11 protein-coding genes and 1 riboswitch are annotated in these 14,079 nt (G+C 61.2%); of the genes, 9 read left to right on the forward strand and 2 right to left on the reverse strand.

Annotation, left to right across the window (positions count from 1 at the left end; translation table 11 throughout):
- Positions 1 to 57 precede the first annotated feature (57 nt).
- A riboswitch (TPP riboswitch) is annotated at positions 58 to 163 on the forward strand.
- 149 nt (positions 164 to 312) lie between these two features.
- Entirely contained in the window at positions 313 to 2,202 is a 1,890-nt protein-coding gene (gene thiC, locus BLU48_RS31095) for a phosphomethylpyrimidine synthase ThiC (protein ID WP_057023444.1), read from the forward strand.
- Between the two features lie 173 nt (positions 2,203 to 2,375).
- On the opposite strand, the gene BLU48_RS31100 is transcribed toward thiC, so the two are convergent.
- Positions 2,376 to 3,122: an RsiV family protein gene (locus tag BLU48_RS31100; protein WP_057023443.1), complete on the reverse strand. Its 747-nt coding sequence runs from the start codon at positions 3,120 to 3,122 to the stop codon at positions 2,376 to 2,378.
- A 194-nt stretch (positions 3,123 to 3,316) separates the two neighbouring features.
- On the opposite strand from BLU48_RS31100, the gene BLU48_RS31105 reads away from it, so the two are divergent.
- The 8 genes from BLU48_RS31105 to BLU48_RS31140 all read left to right on the forward strand — a co-directional run bounded on the left by BLU48_RS31105 (position 3,317) and on the right by BLU48_RS31140 (position 12,266).
- Positions 3,317 to 3,934: an NUDIX domain-containing protein gene (locus tag BLU48_RS31105; protein WP_046070627.1), complete on the forward strand. Its 618-nt coding sequence runs from the start codon at positions 3,317 to 3,319 to the stop codon at positions 3,932 to 3,934.
- The gene (locus tag BLU48_RS31110; protein WP_043047907.1) at positions 3,925 to 4,374 is read left to right on the forward strand and encodes a DUF1249 domain-containing protein; all 450 of its coding nucleotides are present in this window, start codon (positions 3,925 to 3,927) and stop codon (positions 4,372 to 4,374) included. The genes BLU48_RS31105 and BLU48_RS31110 overlap by 10 nt, the downstream gene beginning before the upstream one ends.
- Before the next feature lie 98 nt (positions 4,375 to 4,472).
- Positions 4,473 to 5,288: a 3',5'-cyclic-AMP phosphodiesterase gene (cpdA, locus tag BLU48_RS31115; RefSeq protein ID WP_057023442.1), complete on the forward strand. Its 816-nt coding sequence runs from the start codon at positions 4,473 to 4,475 to the stop codon at positions 5,286 to 5,288.
- 202 nt (positions 5,289 to 5,490) lie between these two features.
- A complete protein-coding gene (locus BLU48_RS31120) occupies positions 5,491 to 6,099 on the forward strand; it encodes a YqiA/YcfP family alpha/beta fold hydrolase (protein ID WP_057023441.1) in 609 nt (202 codons plus the stop codon).
- A gap of 46 nt (positions 6,100 to 6,145) precedes the next feature.
- Positions 6,146 to 8,050, forward strand: a complete 1,905-nt coding sequence (gene parE, locus BLU48_RS31125) for a DNA topoisomerase IV subunit B (protein ID WP_046070629.1) — start codon at positions 6,146 to 6,148, stop codon at positions 8,048 to 8,050.
- Positions 8,050 to 9,045, forward strand: a complete 996-nt coding sequence (locus BLU48_RS31130) for an esterase-like activity of phytase family protein (RefSeq protein ID WP_057023440.1) — start codon at positions 8,050 to 8,052, stop codon at positions 9,043 to 9,045. Before parE ends, BLU48_RS31130 begins: the two co-directional genes overlap by 1 nt.
- Before the next feature lie 73 nt (positions 9,046 to 9,118).
- Complete coding sequence (gene parC, locus BLU48_RS31135) at positions 9,119 to 11,383, forward strand: DNA topoisomerase IV subunit A (protein WP_057023439.1); 2,265 nt, start codon at positions 9,119 to 9,121, stop codon at positions 11,381 to 11,383.
- A 172-nt stretch (positions 11,384 to 11,555) separates the two neighbouring features.
- The gene (locus BLU48_RS31140) at positions 11,556 to 12,266 is read left to right on the forward strand and encodes a PqiC family protein (protein WP_043047900.1); all 711 of its coding nucleotides are present in this window, start codon (positions 11,556 to 11,558) and stop codon (positions 12,264 to 12,266) included.
- A 178-nt stretch (positions 12,267 to 12,444) separates the two neighbouring features.
- Here BLU48_RS31140 and BLU48_RS31145 read toward each other — a convergent pair whose 3' ends face one another.
- The gene (locus tag BLU48_RS31145) at positions 12,445 to 13,980 is read right to left on the reverse strand and encodes an AhpA/YtjB family protein (protein ID WP_057023438.1); all 1,536 of its coding nucleotides are present in this window, start codon (positions 13,978 to 13,980) and stop codon (positions 12,445 to 12,447) included.
- Positions 13,981 to 14,079: the final 99 nt, after the last annotated feature.

Consider the following 14,079-nt stretch of genomic DNA (forward strand, 5'->3'; position numbering starts at 1 on the left):
CATCACGCTGAATGCACCGCTATTGGCAATTTGCCCGCGCCATGGTCTAGACTGGCCGAGTTCTTGTCGGGGTGCCTTGTTGGAAGGCTGAGATCGGTAAATACCGGATCCCGTTGAACCTGATCAGGTTAACGCCTGCGTAGGGAACAAGATTTCTCGTCACCCGGCGAGTCCTCTTGTGCTTCGTCCGGGATGTTGTTCGACCATCGAACGGCCCTCGAGTACCGAGCACAGCACTGGTTTCAGTGCGTCCATCCGTCACAGGTTCGCTCCGACAAAAATCCACCGCCTGGATAAGTTGGAGAGCCCGTGATGACGACAAAACTAAAAAATACCGTGCACCTGAGTGAATCGGCCAAGGTCGACTCCGGCTCCGTGCAGCCGTTTACCCGTTCGCAAAAAATCTACGTACAGGGCTCGCGCCCCGATATCCGCGTGCCCATGCGGGAAGTCAGCCTGGATGTGACCCCCACTGAGTTTGGTGGCGAAATCAACGCCCCCGTGGTGGTCTACGACACCTCCGGCCCCTACACAGACCCCAATGTTGTCATCGACGTGCGCAAGGGCCTGGCTGATGTGCGCTCGCCCTGGATCGAGTCCAGAGGCGATACAGAGCGCCTGACGGGCCTGAGCTCGCACTTTGGCCAGCAGCGCCTGAGCGATGCCGAATTGACCGCCCTGCGTTTTGCCCACGTGAAGAACCCGCGCCGCGCCAAGGCCGGCGCCAACGTTACGCAGATGCACTACGCGCGCAAAGGCATCATCACTGCCGAGATGGAATACGTCGCCATCCGCGAAAATATGAAGTTGGAAGAAGCCCGCGCCAGCGGCCTGTTGGACCAGCAGCACGCCGGTCACAGCTTCGGCGCCAGCGTGCCGAAAATCATCACCCCGGAATTTGTGCGCGAGGAGATCGCCCGTGGCCGAGCGATCATTCCGGCCAACATCAACCACACCGAACTGGAACCCATGATCATCGGGCGTAACTTCCTGGTGAAGATCAACGGTAACATCGGCAACAGCGCACTGGGTTCGTCCATTGAAGAAGAAGTGGCGAAACTGACCTGGGGCATTCGCTGGGGGTCGGACACCGTGATGGATTTGTCCACGGGCAAGCACATTCATGAGACCCGCGAGTGGATTATCCGCAACTCGCCGGTGCCGATCGGCACCGTGCCGATCTACCAGGCCCTGGAGAAAGTCGGCGGCGCCGCCGAAGACCTGACCTGGGAGCTGTTCCGCGATACCCTGATCGAGCAGGCGGAGCAAGGCGTCGACTATTTCACCATCCACGCTGGTGTGTTGCTGCGCTACGTACCGCTGACCGCCAAACGCGTCACCGGTATCGTCTCGCGCGGCGGCTCAATCATGGCCAAGTGGTGCCTGGCGCACCACAAAGAGAACTTCACCTACACGCATTTCGACGAGATCTGCGAAATCATGAAGGCCTATGACGTCAGCTTCTCTCTGGGTGACGGCCTGCGCCCGGGCTCGGTCGCCGATGCCAACGACGCCGCACAGTTCGGCGAGCTGGAGACCCTGGGCGAGCTGACCAAGATCGCCTGGAAGCACGACGTACAAACCATGATCGAAGGCCCTGGCCACGTGCCGATGCAACTGATCAAGGAGAACATGGACAAGCAACTGGAGTGCTGCGACGAGGCGCCGTTCTACACCCTCGGCCCGCTGACCACCGACATCGCACCGGGCTATGACCACATCACTTCGGGTATCGGTGCGGCGATGATCGGCTGGTTCGGTTGCGCGATGCTTTGCTACGTCACGCCCAAGGAACACCTGGGTTTGCCGAACAAGGATGACGTGAAAACCGGGATCATCACCTACAAGATCGCCGCGCACGCCGCCGATCTCGCCAAAGGCCATCCGGGTGCGCAGATTCGCGATAACGCCTTGAGCAAGGCGCGCTTCGAGTTCCGCTGGGAAGACCAGTTCAACCTCGGCCTGGACCCGGACACTGCACGTTCCTACCACGATGAAACCCTGCCGAAGGATTCGGCCAAGGTCGCGCACTTTTGCTCCATGTGCGGGCCGAAGTTCTGCTCGATGAAAATTACCCAGGAAGTACGCGAATACGCCGCCAACCAGCGTATTGAGGCGGTGGAAGTGGACGTGGCCAAGGGCTTGGCTGAGCAGGCGGAGCGGTTCAAGCGCGAAGGTAGCCAGCTGTACCAGAAGGTCTGATCCGCAAGCGCAGTTGCTTGTACCGGCTTCATCGGGGGCAAGTCGAATTGTCGCACCGCCCCTCTCACATTTGACTGTGTTCACAATTGAAGTGTGGGAGGGGCTTTGCCCCGATAGCCATCTCCCAAATAACAAACCCCCTCAGAGATAGCCCCCTTGGGCCTTCACCCCCTTCAGTGGCGAGCCGGCACCAGTTCAGGCTTGATCACACCGCTGAGGCGCGCATAGGGGATAGTCATTTCGATCAGCCCCATGGCGTATGGGGCGATGGTGGCGACGTTGTACTTGAGTACCACGCCGCTGCTGGTCAGGGCCACGTTCGGGGTTTTCTGAAACGGCCAGTTCTTTACGAACTCTGGGTCGCGGTCCATCTGCGAGTTGATCAGCCAGGTGTTGTGGGCGACCTTCGCGGTGTTCCAGAACGCCTGTTCCTGGCCGGGCAGCAGCATGTCGGCCAGGTTCAGTTCCTTATGCAGCAGGCGTGAATAATTAATGAAGCCGCGCCCCGGCTCGCCGTGGGCGACGCCGGTGTCCAGGTAGCTGGACACTTCAATGATCACCAGTCCGTCATGCTGCTCGCGTACCTTGGCCTGCAAGTACATGCTGTGGCGGTTCGGCGATTCACGCAGGAACTTGTCACGATAGGCATTCAAGGTGGCCGGCACGGCAGCACCCGGGGTGGTGCGGGTCATTTGCAGCAGGCGTTGCTCTACCAGGGTGTCGAGCTGCGGCTCGGCCGGGAAGTGCAGGGTATCGATGTTCACCAGCGGGCAGTCAGGGCTGTCGCAGCCGGGCTTGATCTGCTCCGTTTTATCGGGTGTGGTGTCCAGCGGCTTGAGATGGCCGGGTTGGAACAGGCTTTGGCAGGCACCCAGGGTCAAGGCAATACAGGCCACGGAGGCGATTCTTAAAAGCGACATGTGTGTCCTTCGTAAATCGGTGGAAAGCGAAAAAGAGTAGCGCTTGGACTGCCGACGAGGCCGTCAGTTCGCCACTAGACTGATAAGGGTGAGTTTGACGTCCGCCGCCTGTCCCGGCAACCGGAAAGGGGCTGCATCAACGGGCATTGGCGCGTTAGGATGGCGCGAATTGCACGCAGACATTGAGGAAAAATATGACGGACATTGCCAAGTCCACGCCGAACAGAATCGAGATCGTTCAGCGCGACAATGCCTACCAGGGCTTCTACAAGCTCGATCGCGTGCAATTGCGCCACGAGAAGTTCGATGGCGGCATGAGCCGGGTGATCAACCGCGAAGTCTTCGTGCGTCATGATGCTGTGTGCGTGCTGCCCTACGACCCACAACGTGATGAGGTGGTGTTGATCGAACAGTTCCGCATCGGCGCCATGGGGCGCGCCGGCAACCCGTGGCTGGTGGAGATGGTCGCCGGCCTGATTGATAAGGATGAACAACCGGAGGAAGTTGCACACCGCGAGGCCGAGGAGGAAGCTGGGCTGACATTCTCCGCACTGTGGCCGATCACCAAGTATTTCCCGTCGCCCGGCGGCAGTACCGAATTTGTCCACCTGTACCTGGGCCGTTGCGACAGCTCGGGCGCTGGCGGCGTCCATGGACTGGAAGAAGAAGCAGAAGATATCCGCGTTACCGCCTGGGCATTCGAAGACGCCTTGCAAGCGGTGCGCGACGGCAAGATTTCCAATGCAGCCAGCATCATTGCCCTGCAGTGGCTTGCGCTTAATCGCGCGGAAGTGAGGGGGTTATGGCAGTAAAGGCACGAGAACGTTACCGAGTTGACCTGATCGGGCTGCAAGCCGCCTGCGAGGCCAACTATGCGCGGCTGATGCGCCTGCTCCCCGACATGCGCCACACCCCCGAGGCGCGGCGTATCGCGGTGACCCATGGCGACCAGATGCTCGGCGTGCTGGCCCTGGAAGTCATCCTCACCTGCCCGTACACCACGACGCTGCGCGTGCGCCAGGAGCACAGCCTGCCTTGGCTGCCGGTACCGCAATTGGAAGTGCAGGTGTACCACGATGCGCGTATGGCCGAAGTGATCAGCGCCGAGCATGCGCGACGCTTTCGCAGCATCTATCCTTACCCGAATGTGTTCATGCACCAACCCGACGAGAAAGCACAGCTCAATGTGTTCCTCGGGGAATGGCTGAGCCACTGCCTGGCCTTGGGTCATGAGTTTGAAGTCGTGCGGTAGATGTGAACTGCGTCTGCTTGCCCAGCTTTCCTCTTTGTGTCCTGCCCTAGCATAATCGCGCCACCTATCCATTCCAGTGATTGCCTTGGGAGAGCGCCTTGCCGAGCGTATCCAACGTGAACCCCGACGCCAGCGCGTTGTTGGTGCAGCTGTCCGACAGCCATTTGTTCGCCGAGGCGGACACCACCCTATTGGGCATGAATACCCGTGCCAGCTTGCAGCGGGTGATCGAACTGGTGCGCGAGCAACAGCCGCGGATCGATCTGGTGCTGGCCACCGGTGACCTGTCCCAGGACGGCACGCTCAAGTCCTACCAGCAATTTCGTGACATGACCCGGCCGATCGACGCCCCGGCGCGCTGGATCCCGGGCAATCACGACGAGCCGCAGGTCATGGCCCAGGCGGCCGTGCACAGTGATTTGCTCGAGCCGGTGGTGGATATCGGTAACTGGCGCATTACCCTGTTGGACTCGGCCGTACCCGGCTCGGTGCCGGGCTACTTGCAGGACCAGCAACTGCAGCTGCTCGCCCAGGCACTGAGCGAAGCGCCGAACCGTCATCATCTGGTGTGCCTGCACCATCATCCAGTGTCCATCGGTTGTGCGTGGATGGAGCCTATCGGCCTGCGTAATCCCGAGGCGCTGTTTGCCGTGCTTGACCGCTTCCCGCAAGCGCGGGCGCTGCTCTGGGGGCACGTGCACCAGGAGATCGACCGCGAGCGCAACGGGCTGCGGTTACTGGCGTCGCCGTCCACCTGTATCCAGTTCGCGCCGGGCAGCGAGGACTTCCAGGTCAGCGAGCAAGCGCCGGGGTATCGCTGGCTTCGCTTGCATGCCGACGGACGGTTGGAGACTGGGGTGGAACGGCTTCGGGACTTCGCGTTTACCGTCGACTACGGCAGCAACGGCTATTAAGACCTGCAAACACTGATCAAATGTGGGAGGGGGCTTGCTCCCGATGGCGGTGGGTCAGTCACAGCTATTGGGGCTGACACACCGCCATCGGGAGCAAGCCCCCTCCCACATGGGTTCTGCGGTGTCTGGAAGATCGGGTGCTCACACCTCACTCCGATCCCTGTAAACTGCGCCTCTTTGGCCCACGCACGGAGAGCCCGGCATGTCCGCTTCGATCCTGTATATCCACGGTTTCAACAGTGCTCCGGCGTCCAACAAGGCCAGTCAGTTGATCACCGTGATGGGTGCCCTCGGCCTGGCCGACCAACTGCGTGTGCCGGCCCTGCATCACCACCCGCGTCAGGCTATTCCGCAATTGGAGCAGGCCATTGACCAACTGGGGCGGCCGCTGCTGGTCGGCAGCTCACTCGGCGGCTACTATGCAACCCATCTTGCCGAACGCCATGGTCTAAAGGCGCTGCTGGTCAACCCGGCGGTCAGCCCCCATCGGATGTTCGACGGTTACCTGGGCACCCAGAAGAACCTCTACACCGATGAGACCTGGGAATTGACCCACGATCACGTCGCGGCGCTGGCCGAACTTGAAGTACCGGCACCCCAGGATGCCGCGCGTTATCAGGTGTGGTTGCAGACCGGGGATGAAACCCTGGACTATCGCCTCGCCCAGCAGTATTACCGGGCCTGTGCATTGCGCATCCAGGCCGGTGGCGACCATGGTTACCAGGGGTTCGCCGAGCAATTGCCGGCACTGTTGAGCTTTGCCGGCATTGGCGCAGATCAGTATCAATCCTTCGATTTTTCGTCACTGTAGAAAATCGCAGGTCACTTTTTAATCGAACGACTCACGACGAGACCCCATGGCCACTCCCAGCGCTAGCTCTTATAACGCCGACGCCATCGAAGTCCTCTCGGGCCTCGACCCGGTGCGCAAACGTCCCGGTATGTACACCGACACCAGTCGGCCGAACCACCTTGCCCAGGAAGTCATCGACAACAGCGTCGACGAAGCCTTGGCCGGGCACGCGAAGTCGGTGCAAGTCATCCTTCATGCCGACCACTCCCTTGAAGTGTCCGACGATGGTCGCGGCATGCCGGTGGACATTCACCCGGAAGAGGGCGTGTCGGGCGTCGAGCTGATCCTGACCAAGCTGCACGCCGGCGGCAAGTTCTCCAACAAGAACTACCAGTTCTCCGGTGGTTTGCACGGTGTGGGTATTTCCGTGGTCAACGCGCTGTCGACCCAGGTGCGGGTCAAGGTCAAGCGCGACGGCAACGAGTACCAGATGACCTTCGCCGATGGCTATAAAGCCACCGAGCTGGAAGTGGTCGGCACTGTTGGCAAGCGCAATACCGGTACCAGCGTGTACTTCGCCCCGGACCCGAAATACTTCGATTCGCCGAAATTTTCCATCAGCCGCCTCAAGCATGTGCTCAAGGCCAAGGCTGTGTTGTGCCCGGGTCTATTGGTCAGCTTTGAAGACAAGGGCACCGGCGAGAAGGTCGAGTGGCACTACGAAGACGGCCTGCGCTCGTATCTCGAAGACTCTGTCAGCGACTTCGAACGCCTGCCCAACGAGCCGTTCTGCGGCAGCCTGGCGGGTAATAAGGAAGCCGTCGACTGGGCGCTGCTGTGGTTGCCCGAAGGTGGCGACAGCGTACAGGAAAGCTACGTCAACCTGATCCCCACCGCCCAGGGCGGCACCCATGTCAACGGTTTGCGCCAGGGCTTGCTGGACGCCATGCGCGAATTCTGCGAATACCGCAGCCTGTTGCCGCGTGGTGTAAAGCTGGCGCCGGAAGACGTATGGGAACGCATCGCGTTCGTGCTGTCGATGAAGATGCAGGAGCCGCAATTTTCCGGCCAGACCAAGGAGCGGCTGTCGTCCCGTGAAGCGGCAGCGTTTGTCTCCGGTGTGGTCAAGGACGCTTTCAGCCTGTGGCTCAACGAGCACCCGGAACTGGGCCTGGCCCTGGCTGAGCTGGCGATCAACAACGCCGGCCGGCGCTTGAAGGCCAGCAAAAAGGTCGAGCGCAAGCGCATCACCCAGGGCCCGGCATTGCCGGGCAAGCTGGCCGATTGCGCCGGGCAGGACCCGATGCGCTCCGAGCTGTTCCTGGTCGAAGGTGACTCCGCCGGTGGCTCCGCCAAGCAAGCGCGGGACAAGGAGTTTCAGGCGATCCTGCCGCTGCGCGGCAAGATCCTCAACACCTGGGAAGTCGACGGCAGCGAAGTGCTGGCCAGTCAGGAAGTGCATAACATCGCCGTGGCCATCGGGGTCGACCCGGGTGCGGCGGACATGAGCCAGCTGCGCTACGGCAAGATCTGTATCCTCGCCGACGCCGACTCCGACGGCCTGCACATCGCCACCTTGCTGTGCGCGTTGTTCGTGCAGCATTTCCGCCCGTTGGTGGATGCCGGTCACGTCTACGTCGCCATGCCGCCGCTGTATCGCATCGACCTGGGCAAGGAGATTTTCTACGCTCTGGACGAAGCCGAGCGCGATGGCATCCTCGATCGCCTGGTGGCCGAGAAGAAACGCGGTAAGCCTCAGGTCACGCGATTCAAGGGCCTGGGTGAGATGAACCCGCCCCAACTGCGCGAAACCACCATGGACCCGAACACCCGGCGCCTGGTGCAGTTGACCCTGGAAGACTTCGCCGGCACGTCGGAAATGATGGACATGCTGCTGGCGAAGAAGCGTGCGCCGGATCGCAAGGCCTGGCTGGAATCCAAAGGCAACCTGGCCGAGGTTCTGGGCTGATGCGCACAGGCTTCGCCCTGGCAATCCTGATGTTGAGCGGGCTGGCGGCCACCCAGGTGGTTGCCGCGCCCGTGGCGGAGCTCAAGTTGGTGTCCGAGCACCCGGTGGACGGCATGCGCGGCGGCAACCTTTCGGGCCTGGCGTTGTGTGGCAAGGAACTGTGGACGGTATCTGACCGGGATGACGACCAGATCTACCGGCTGGATACCGGCGCGCCGACCTGGAACGCCCAAGCGGTGCAGATCGATGTGCCGCCCGTGCCCGAGTCCGGTCTGCCTTGGGGGTTGCGTTCGCGCACCAAGGCTGCTTCGTTCATTCGCGGCGGTGACCTGGATTTTGAAGGCATCAGCTGTGATGCCGTGGGTAATCGCTACATTGTCAGCGAAGCCCATGCGGCGGTGTTGCAGGTCCCGGCGACTGGCGCGCCCGAATGGTTGAAAATTGCCCCTGGCACGGTGCGCGAAGCCCGGGCCAGTGGCATGTTGCTGCACTTCAATGCCTTGTTCGAAGGCCTGGCGGTAAACCCCGAAGGCAATCAGATCTGGCTGGCCGCCGAACGTGAACGCCGTGGCTTGATCTCGATCAAGCGTGGCCAGAGCGTATGGGATTGCGACGGCGCCTGTGTGTTGTTGAGTGAGGCCGGCCAGGAAGTGCAGCCGGCGCAGTTCACCAACGCCAAGGCGGTATCCAAGGACTTTGCCGACCTGGCGCTGTTCAACGGCAAGCTGTTTACCCTGGAGCGCAATGCGTTCCAGATTTGCCGGCGCGATACGCTCACGGCCAAGGTCGAGCTGTGCTGGTCGTTTGCCGACCAGATGCTCACGCCGCCGCGACGTTATGCACAGGCTTATGGACTGGCCGAAGCCCTGGTGGTGGATGCCGACGGCGCGTGGATCGGTATCGACAATAATTTTGGCCCCCGCGCCGATGGTGAAAAACGCCCCATGGTCTATCGTTTCGCCGCCCCCGACGGTGGCTGGAGCGCCCAGCCATGAGCCCGCAGTTTTTTCAAATGACCCGGCGCAGCGGCAGTTCCGCTGCGCGTTACCCAACAATGATGAGGCCCGCATGAGTGACATCCTCGCAGACAGCTTAGATGGCGTAGAACGCCGGTCGCTGGCTGACTTCACCGAAAATGCCTACCTCAACTACTCCATGTACGTGATCATGGACCGTGCCTTGCCGCATATCGGCGACGGCCTGAAGCCCGTGCAACGGCGCATCATCTATGCCATGAGTGAGTTGGGCCTGGACGCCGATTCCAAGCACAAGAAGTCGGCGCGTACCGTCGGTGACGTGCTCGGTAAGTTCCACCCCCACGGCGATTCGGCGTGCTATGAGGCCATGGTGCTGATGGCCCAGCCGTTCAGCTACCGCTACACCCTGGTGGACGGCCAGGGCAACTGGGGGGCGCCGGATGATCCCAAGTCCTTCGCTGCCATGCGTTATACCGAGGCGCGGTTGTCGCGTTACTCCGAAGTACTGCTCAGCGAATTGGGCCAGGGCACTGCGAACTGGGGCCCGAACTTTGACGGAACCCTCGACGAACCTTTGGTATTGCCGGCACGTTTGCCGAATATCCTGCTCAATGGCACCACGGGTATCGCGGTCGGCATGGCCACCGACGTACCGCCGCACAACCTGCGCGAAGTCGCCACTGCCTGCGTGCGCTTGCTGGATGAGCCCAAGGCTACGGTCGAGCAGCTTTGCGAGCATATCCAGGGCCCGGATTACCCGACCGAAGCGGAAATCATCACGCCCCGTGCCGACCTGTTGAAGATGTACGAAACCGGCAAGGGCTCGGTGCGCATGCGCGCCGTGTACCACATCGAAGACGGCGACATCATTGTCACCGCGCTGCCGCACCAGGTGTCCGGTGCCAAGGTGCTGGAGCAGATCGCCGCATTGATGCAGGCCAAGCCATCGAAACTGCCCCAAGTGACCGACCTGCGTGACGAGTCCGACCATGAGAACCCGTGCCGCATCGTGATCATCCCGACCAATAGCCGGGTGGATCATGAAGTGTTGATGCAGCATTTGTTTGCCAGCACCGACCTGGAGTCCAGCTATCGGGTCAACGTCAATATCATCGGCCTGGACGGCAAGCCGCAGTTGAAGAACCTGCGCAATCTACTGGTGGAATGGCTGGAGTTCCGCGTACAAACCGTGCGCCGCCGCCTGCAATTCCGCCTCGACAAGGTTGAGCGCCGCTTGCACCTGTTGGACGGTTTGCTGATTGCCTACCTGAACCTGGATGAAGTGATCCATATCATCCGTACCGCCGAGCACCCGAAGGCCGAGCTGATCGCGCGTTTCGAGCTGAGTGAAATCCAGGCTGACTATATTCTCGACACCCGCTTGCGCCAGTTGGCGCGCCTGGAAGAAATGAAGCTGCGTGACGAGCAAGACGCGCTGCTCAAGGAGCAAGCCAAGCTGCAGGCGCTGCTGGGCAGCGAAGCCAAGCTCAAGAAGCTGGTGCGCAGTGAGTTGATCAAAGACGCCGAAACCTACGGCGATGACCGCCGTTCGCCTATCGTCGAGCGTGCTGAAGCGAAGGCGCTGACAGAAACCGAGCTGTTGCCTAACGAGAAAATTACCGTCGTTCTGTCGGAAAAGGGTTGGGTTCGTTCCGCCAAAGGGCATGATATTGACGCCACCGGCCTTTCGTACAAAGCTGGTGATGGCTTCAAGACCGCTGCGGCCGGGCGTTCCAACCAGTTCGCGGTGTTTATCGACTCGACCGGGCGCAGTTATTCGGTGCCGGCCCACACCCTGCCATCTGCACGAGGGCAGGGCGAGCCGTTGACCGGGCGCCTAACGCCACCACCGGGGGCGAATTTCGAGTGCGTGTTGCTGCCTGACGATGATTCACTGTACGTCATCGCCTCCGACGCCGGTTACGGTTTCGTGGTCAAGGGGGAAGACCTGCAGGCCAAGAACAAGGCGGGCAAGGCTTTGTTGAGCCTGCCGAACAACGCCAAGGTGATTCTGCCGAGGCCGGTGGATGATCGTGAGAGCAACTGGCTGGCTTCGGTGACCACCGAAGGGCGTTTGCTGGTGTTCAAGATCAGCGATTTGCCGCAGCTGGGCAAAGGCAAGGGCAACAAGATTATCGGCATTCCCGGCGACCGGGTGGCCAGTCGCGAAGAGTACGTGACCGACATCGCGGTGGTCCCGGAAGGCTCTACCCTGGTGCTCCAGGCCGGCAAGCGCACGTTGTCATTGCGCCCTGACGACCTGGAACACTACAAGGGCGAACGCGGTCGGCGTGGTAATAAACTGCCTCGCGGCTTCCAGCGAGTGGACGCCTTGCTGGTGGAAACGCCGGTTTAAGCTGTACTAGAGGCCTCGATCTACGATTTAACGCGTAGATCGACGCTTTCGCGCTGGAGTCATGGCGCATATTCACGGATGATATGGCCTTTCCAGCGCCGGCGTGGCCGAGCGTGTCAGGTTATTTTTAGTATTACATTGTGGTTCGCCTTGTGGCAGCCACCTGGATGGGATGATGACTGCTCCACGCCTTCCTCTATTTTTGATGCTCGCTGGCCTTTTGGGGCTGGCGGGTTGCAGCACGCACCAGCCAGTGTCGCTGTACCAGCTGGACAGCGGAAGTCCGGCTCAGCCAGCCCAGACAGCGGGCATGGCGGTATTGCTTGGCCCGGTAGTCGTTGCCGATTACCTGCAACGTGAAACCCTGCTACAACGTCAGAACGACGGCAGCCTGCAAGGTTCCACCGATGGTCGTTGGGCGGGCAGCCTGTCGTCCGATATCAATCAACTGATGTTGCGCCAGGTGGCCGGCCAACTGGACAGCCAGCGCGTAGTGCTGGCACCGGGGCCATCCGGGTTTACACCGGATGTGCAGGTGCTGTTGACGATCACGCGGCTTGACTCCGGCAAGTCGCAACCCGCGATCCTGGATGCACAGTGGCGCCTGATCGACCGTCGCGGGCAAGTGCGGGATAACCGCATCGTGCACCTGCAGGAAGAGCATGCCGGCACCACCGCCTCCCAGGTCCAGGCCCAGGGTGTGTTGTTGCAGCACTTGGCGCAGCAGTTGTCGGTGGCGCTCAAGCCACTGGCCAACCAACCGCCGGTCGCTGCCGAGACACCCCGCAAACAGGCTTCCCAGCCCAAGCCTGCTGCCCCGGAAAAGCCGAAGATGCCGATGGCTACCCCGATTCGCACGGATCTGGAAGTGTTCAGGTTCTGATCTGGATCCCGCACCCAGCAAAAAGGCCCGCATACTCTGCGGGCCTTTTTGCTGGGTGGAGAAGATCCAAATGTGGGAGGGGGCTTGCCCCCGATGGCGGCAGTTCAGTTAATGATGTGCCAACTGATACTCCGCTATCGGGGGCAAGCCCCCTCCCACAAGGTACCTGCGGTGTTCGTCAGGGTTTGCGGGTCTCATGCATGCGCGCCAACTGACGTTCCAGCATCGACGGATATGGCTCCATCAACCGCTCTACACAGCTGGCCCCTTCAGGGCTGGCAATCGGGCGGATGCGGGCGCGTTGGCGGATCAGCGCGTCCTCACTGATCTTGCGTTCCACCAACAGCAGGTTGCGGCTGTGTTGGGACAAGGCCAGGGCATCCTGGGCGATTTCGGTCAGCAGCAGGTCGATCTGGCTCATGCCAAACAGGTCATCGCCCACCGTCAAGCCCAGCTGCAGTTGCAGGGTGATGCCGCTATCGGCCACTTCAATCTGCAACGCATGGCCCAGGGCGCGCAACAGCTCGCCGCAGCAGATTGCATTGGTCAGGTAATCTTCGCCGCTGTCTTCGCTGTGGAACAGCATCAGCGTGCTGCCATCGTTAAGGGTATGTAATTCGCTCTGGTACAGCGAGGCGGCCTGGTCGAGGCAATCGCGGTAGCGTTCGAGCAGCTCGGTCAGGCGCGCACGCGGCAGGCGGCGCAGTTGCTCCTGGGCTCCCAGTTGCACGGCGAGTACGGCGCTGTGCTGTGGCTCGGTGTTCCTTTCCACCGCTACCGGCTTTGGCGCAGCAGCTGGGGCCACGGCCGAGGTATCGCGCAGGTCGGCGAACGGGTCTTCGTCGTCCAGCTCGTCTTCCTCGGCCTTGATCACATGGCGCGGCCCTGGCTTCAGGCCGGCTACCGGCGCGCTTTCGTCGAAGCCTGGGTCGCGCAGGTCGCGTACTTCAAACTCAGGCTCGTCGTTGTAGTCGTCGCTGTCGTCGTACTCTGGCTCTGGTTCGACTTCCGGCTCTTTAGGTTCCGGTGCAAAGCTGGTGTGAAGCTGGCGTGCGAGGTCGCCGATTTCGTCCTGGCGATCAGTGGCCGGGGTGTGTTCGTCGATATCCCGCAGCCAGATACGCAGTTGCATCAGCGGCGTGGAGATATGCCGCCCCAGGCGCAAGCTCAAGGCCAGGGCCAGGGCCAGCAGGATTGCGCTCAGGATGCCCATGCTCTGCAGGCTGATGGTCATCGGCTGCTGGAATTGCTGCATATCAAGGCTGATACGCAGTTGGCCGGCCTTCACATCCTGAAAGGTGATATTGCTCTGGTACAGGCCCTCGGCTTCACCCAACAGGCCGTTCTTCGGGCGTTGCCCGGCCTCGGCCATGATCCGGTTGTCCACGCTATAGATAGCGGCATGGGCCACCAGCGGGTTCTTGGTCAGGTTGTTGAGCAGTACGTTGAGGCTGAGGATGTCGTTGGACACCAGCAACTCAGTGGCCGACGTGGCGGTCTGGGTCGTCAGGCTCTCGCCCAGGGCATCGGCTTGCTCATGCATGGCCTGCTTGAACTGCAAACCCATCACGCAGGCGTAGATCACCAGGGCCAAAGCGACCAGGATCACGTTATGGCTGGCGATGCGTAATGCGATCGGTACACGGCGGTGGCGCAGTGCCCGGAAGATCAGCAGGAAGAAGTTATCGGTTTTTACTGGCGTGGGCCGGTTCACTTGCGCTCGGCTCTTGGTCCGTGAAGTTGACGCGCAGTATAGCGACAGGCCCATGGCCGGCAAAGCGCTGGCTGTGCCCGATGGTCACTGAAAGTGGGT

Origin of the sequence: Pseudomonas synxantha (assembly GCF_900105675.1) — a bacterium.
Lineage (GTDB): Bacteria > Pseudomonadota > Gammaproteobacteria > Pseudomonadales > Pseudomonadaceae > Aquipseudomonas > Aquipseudomonas synxantha.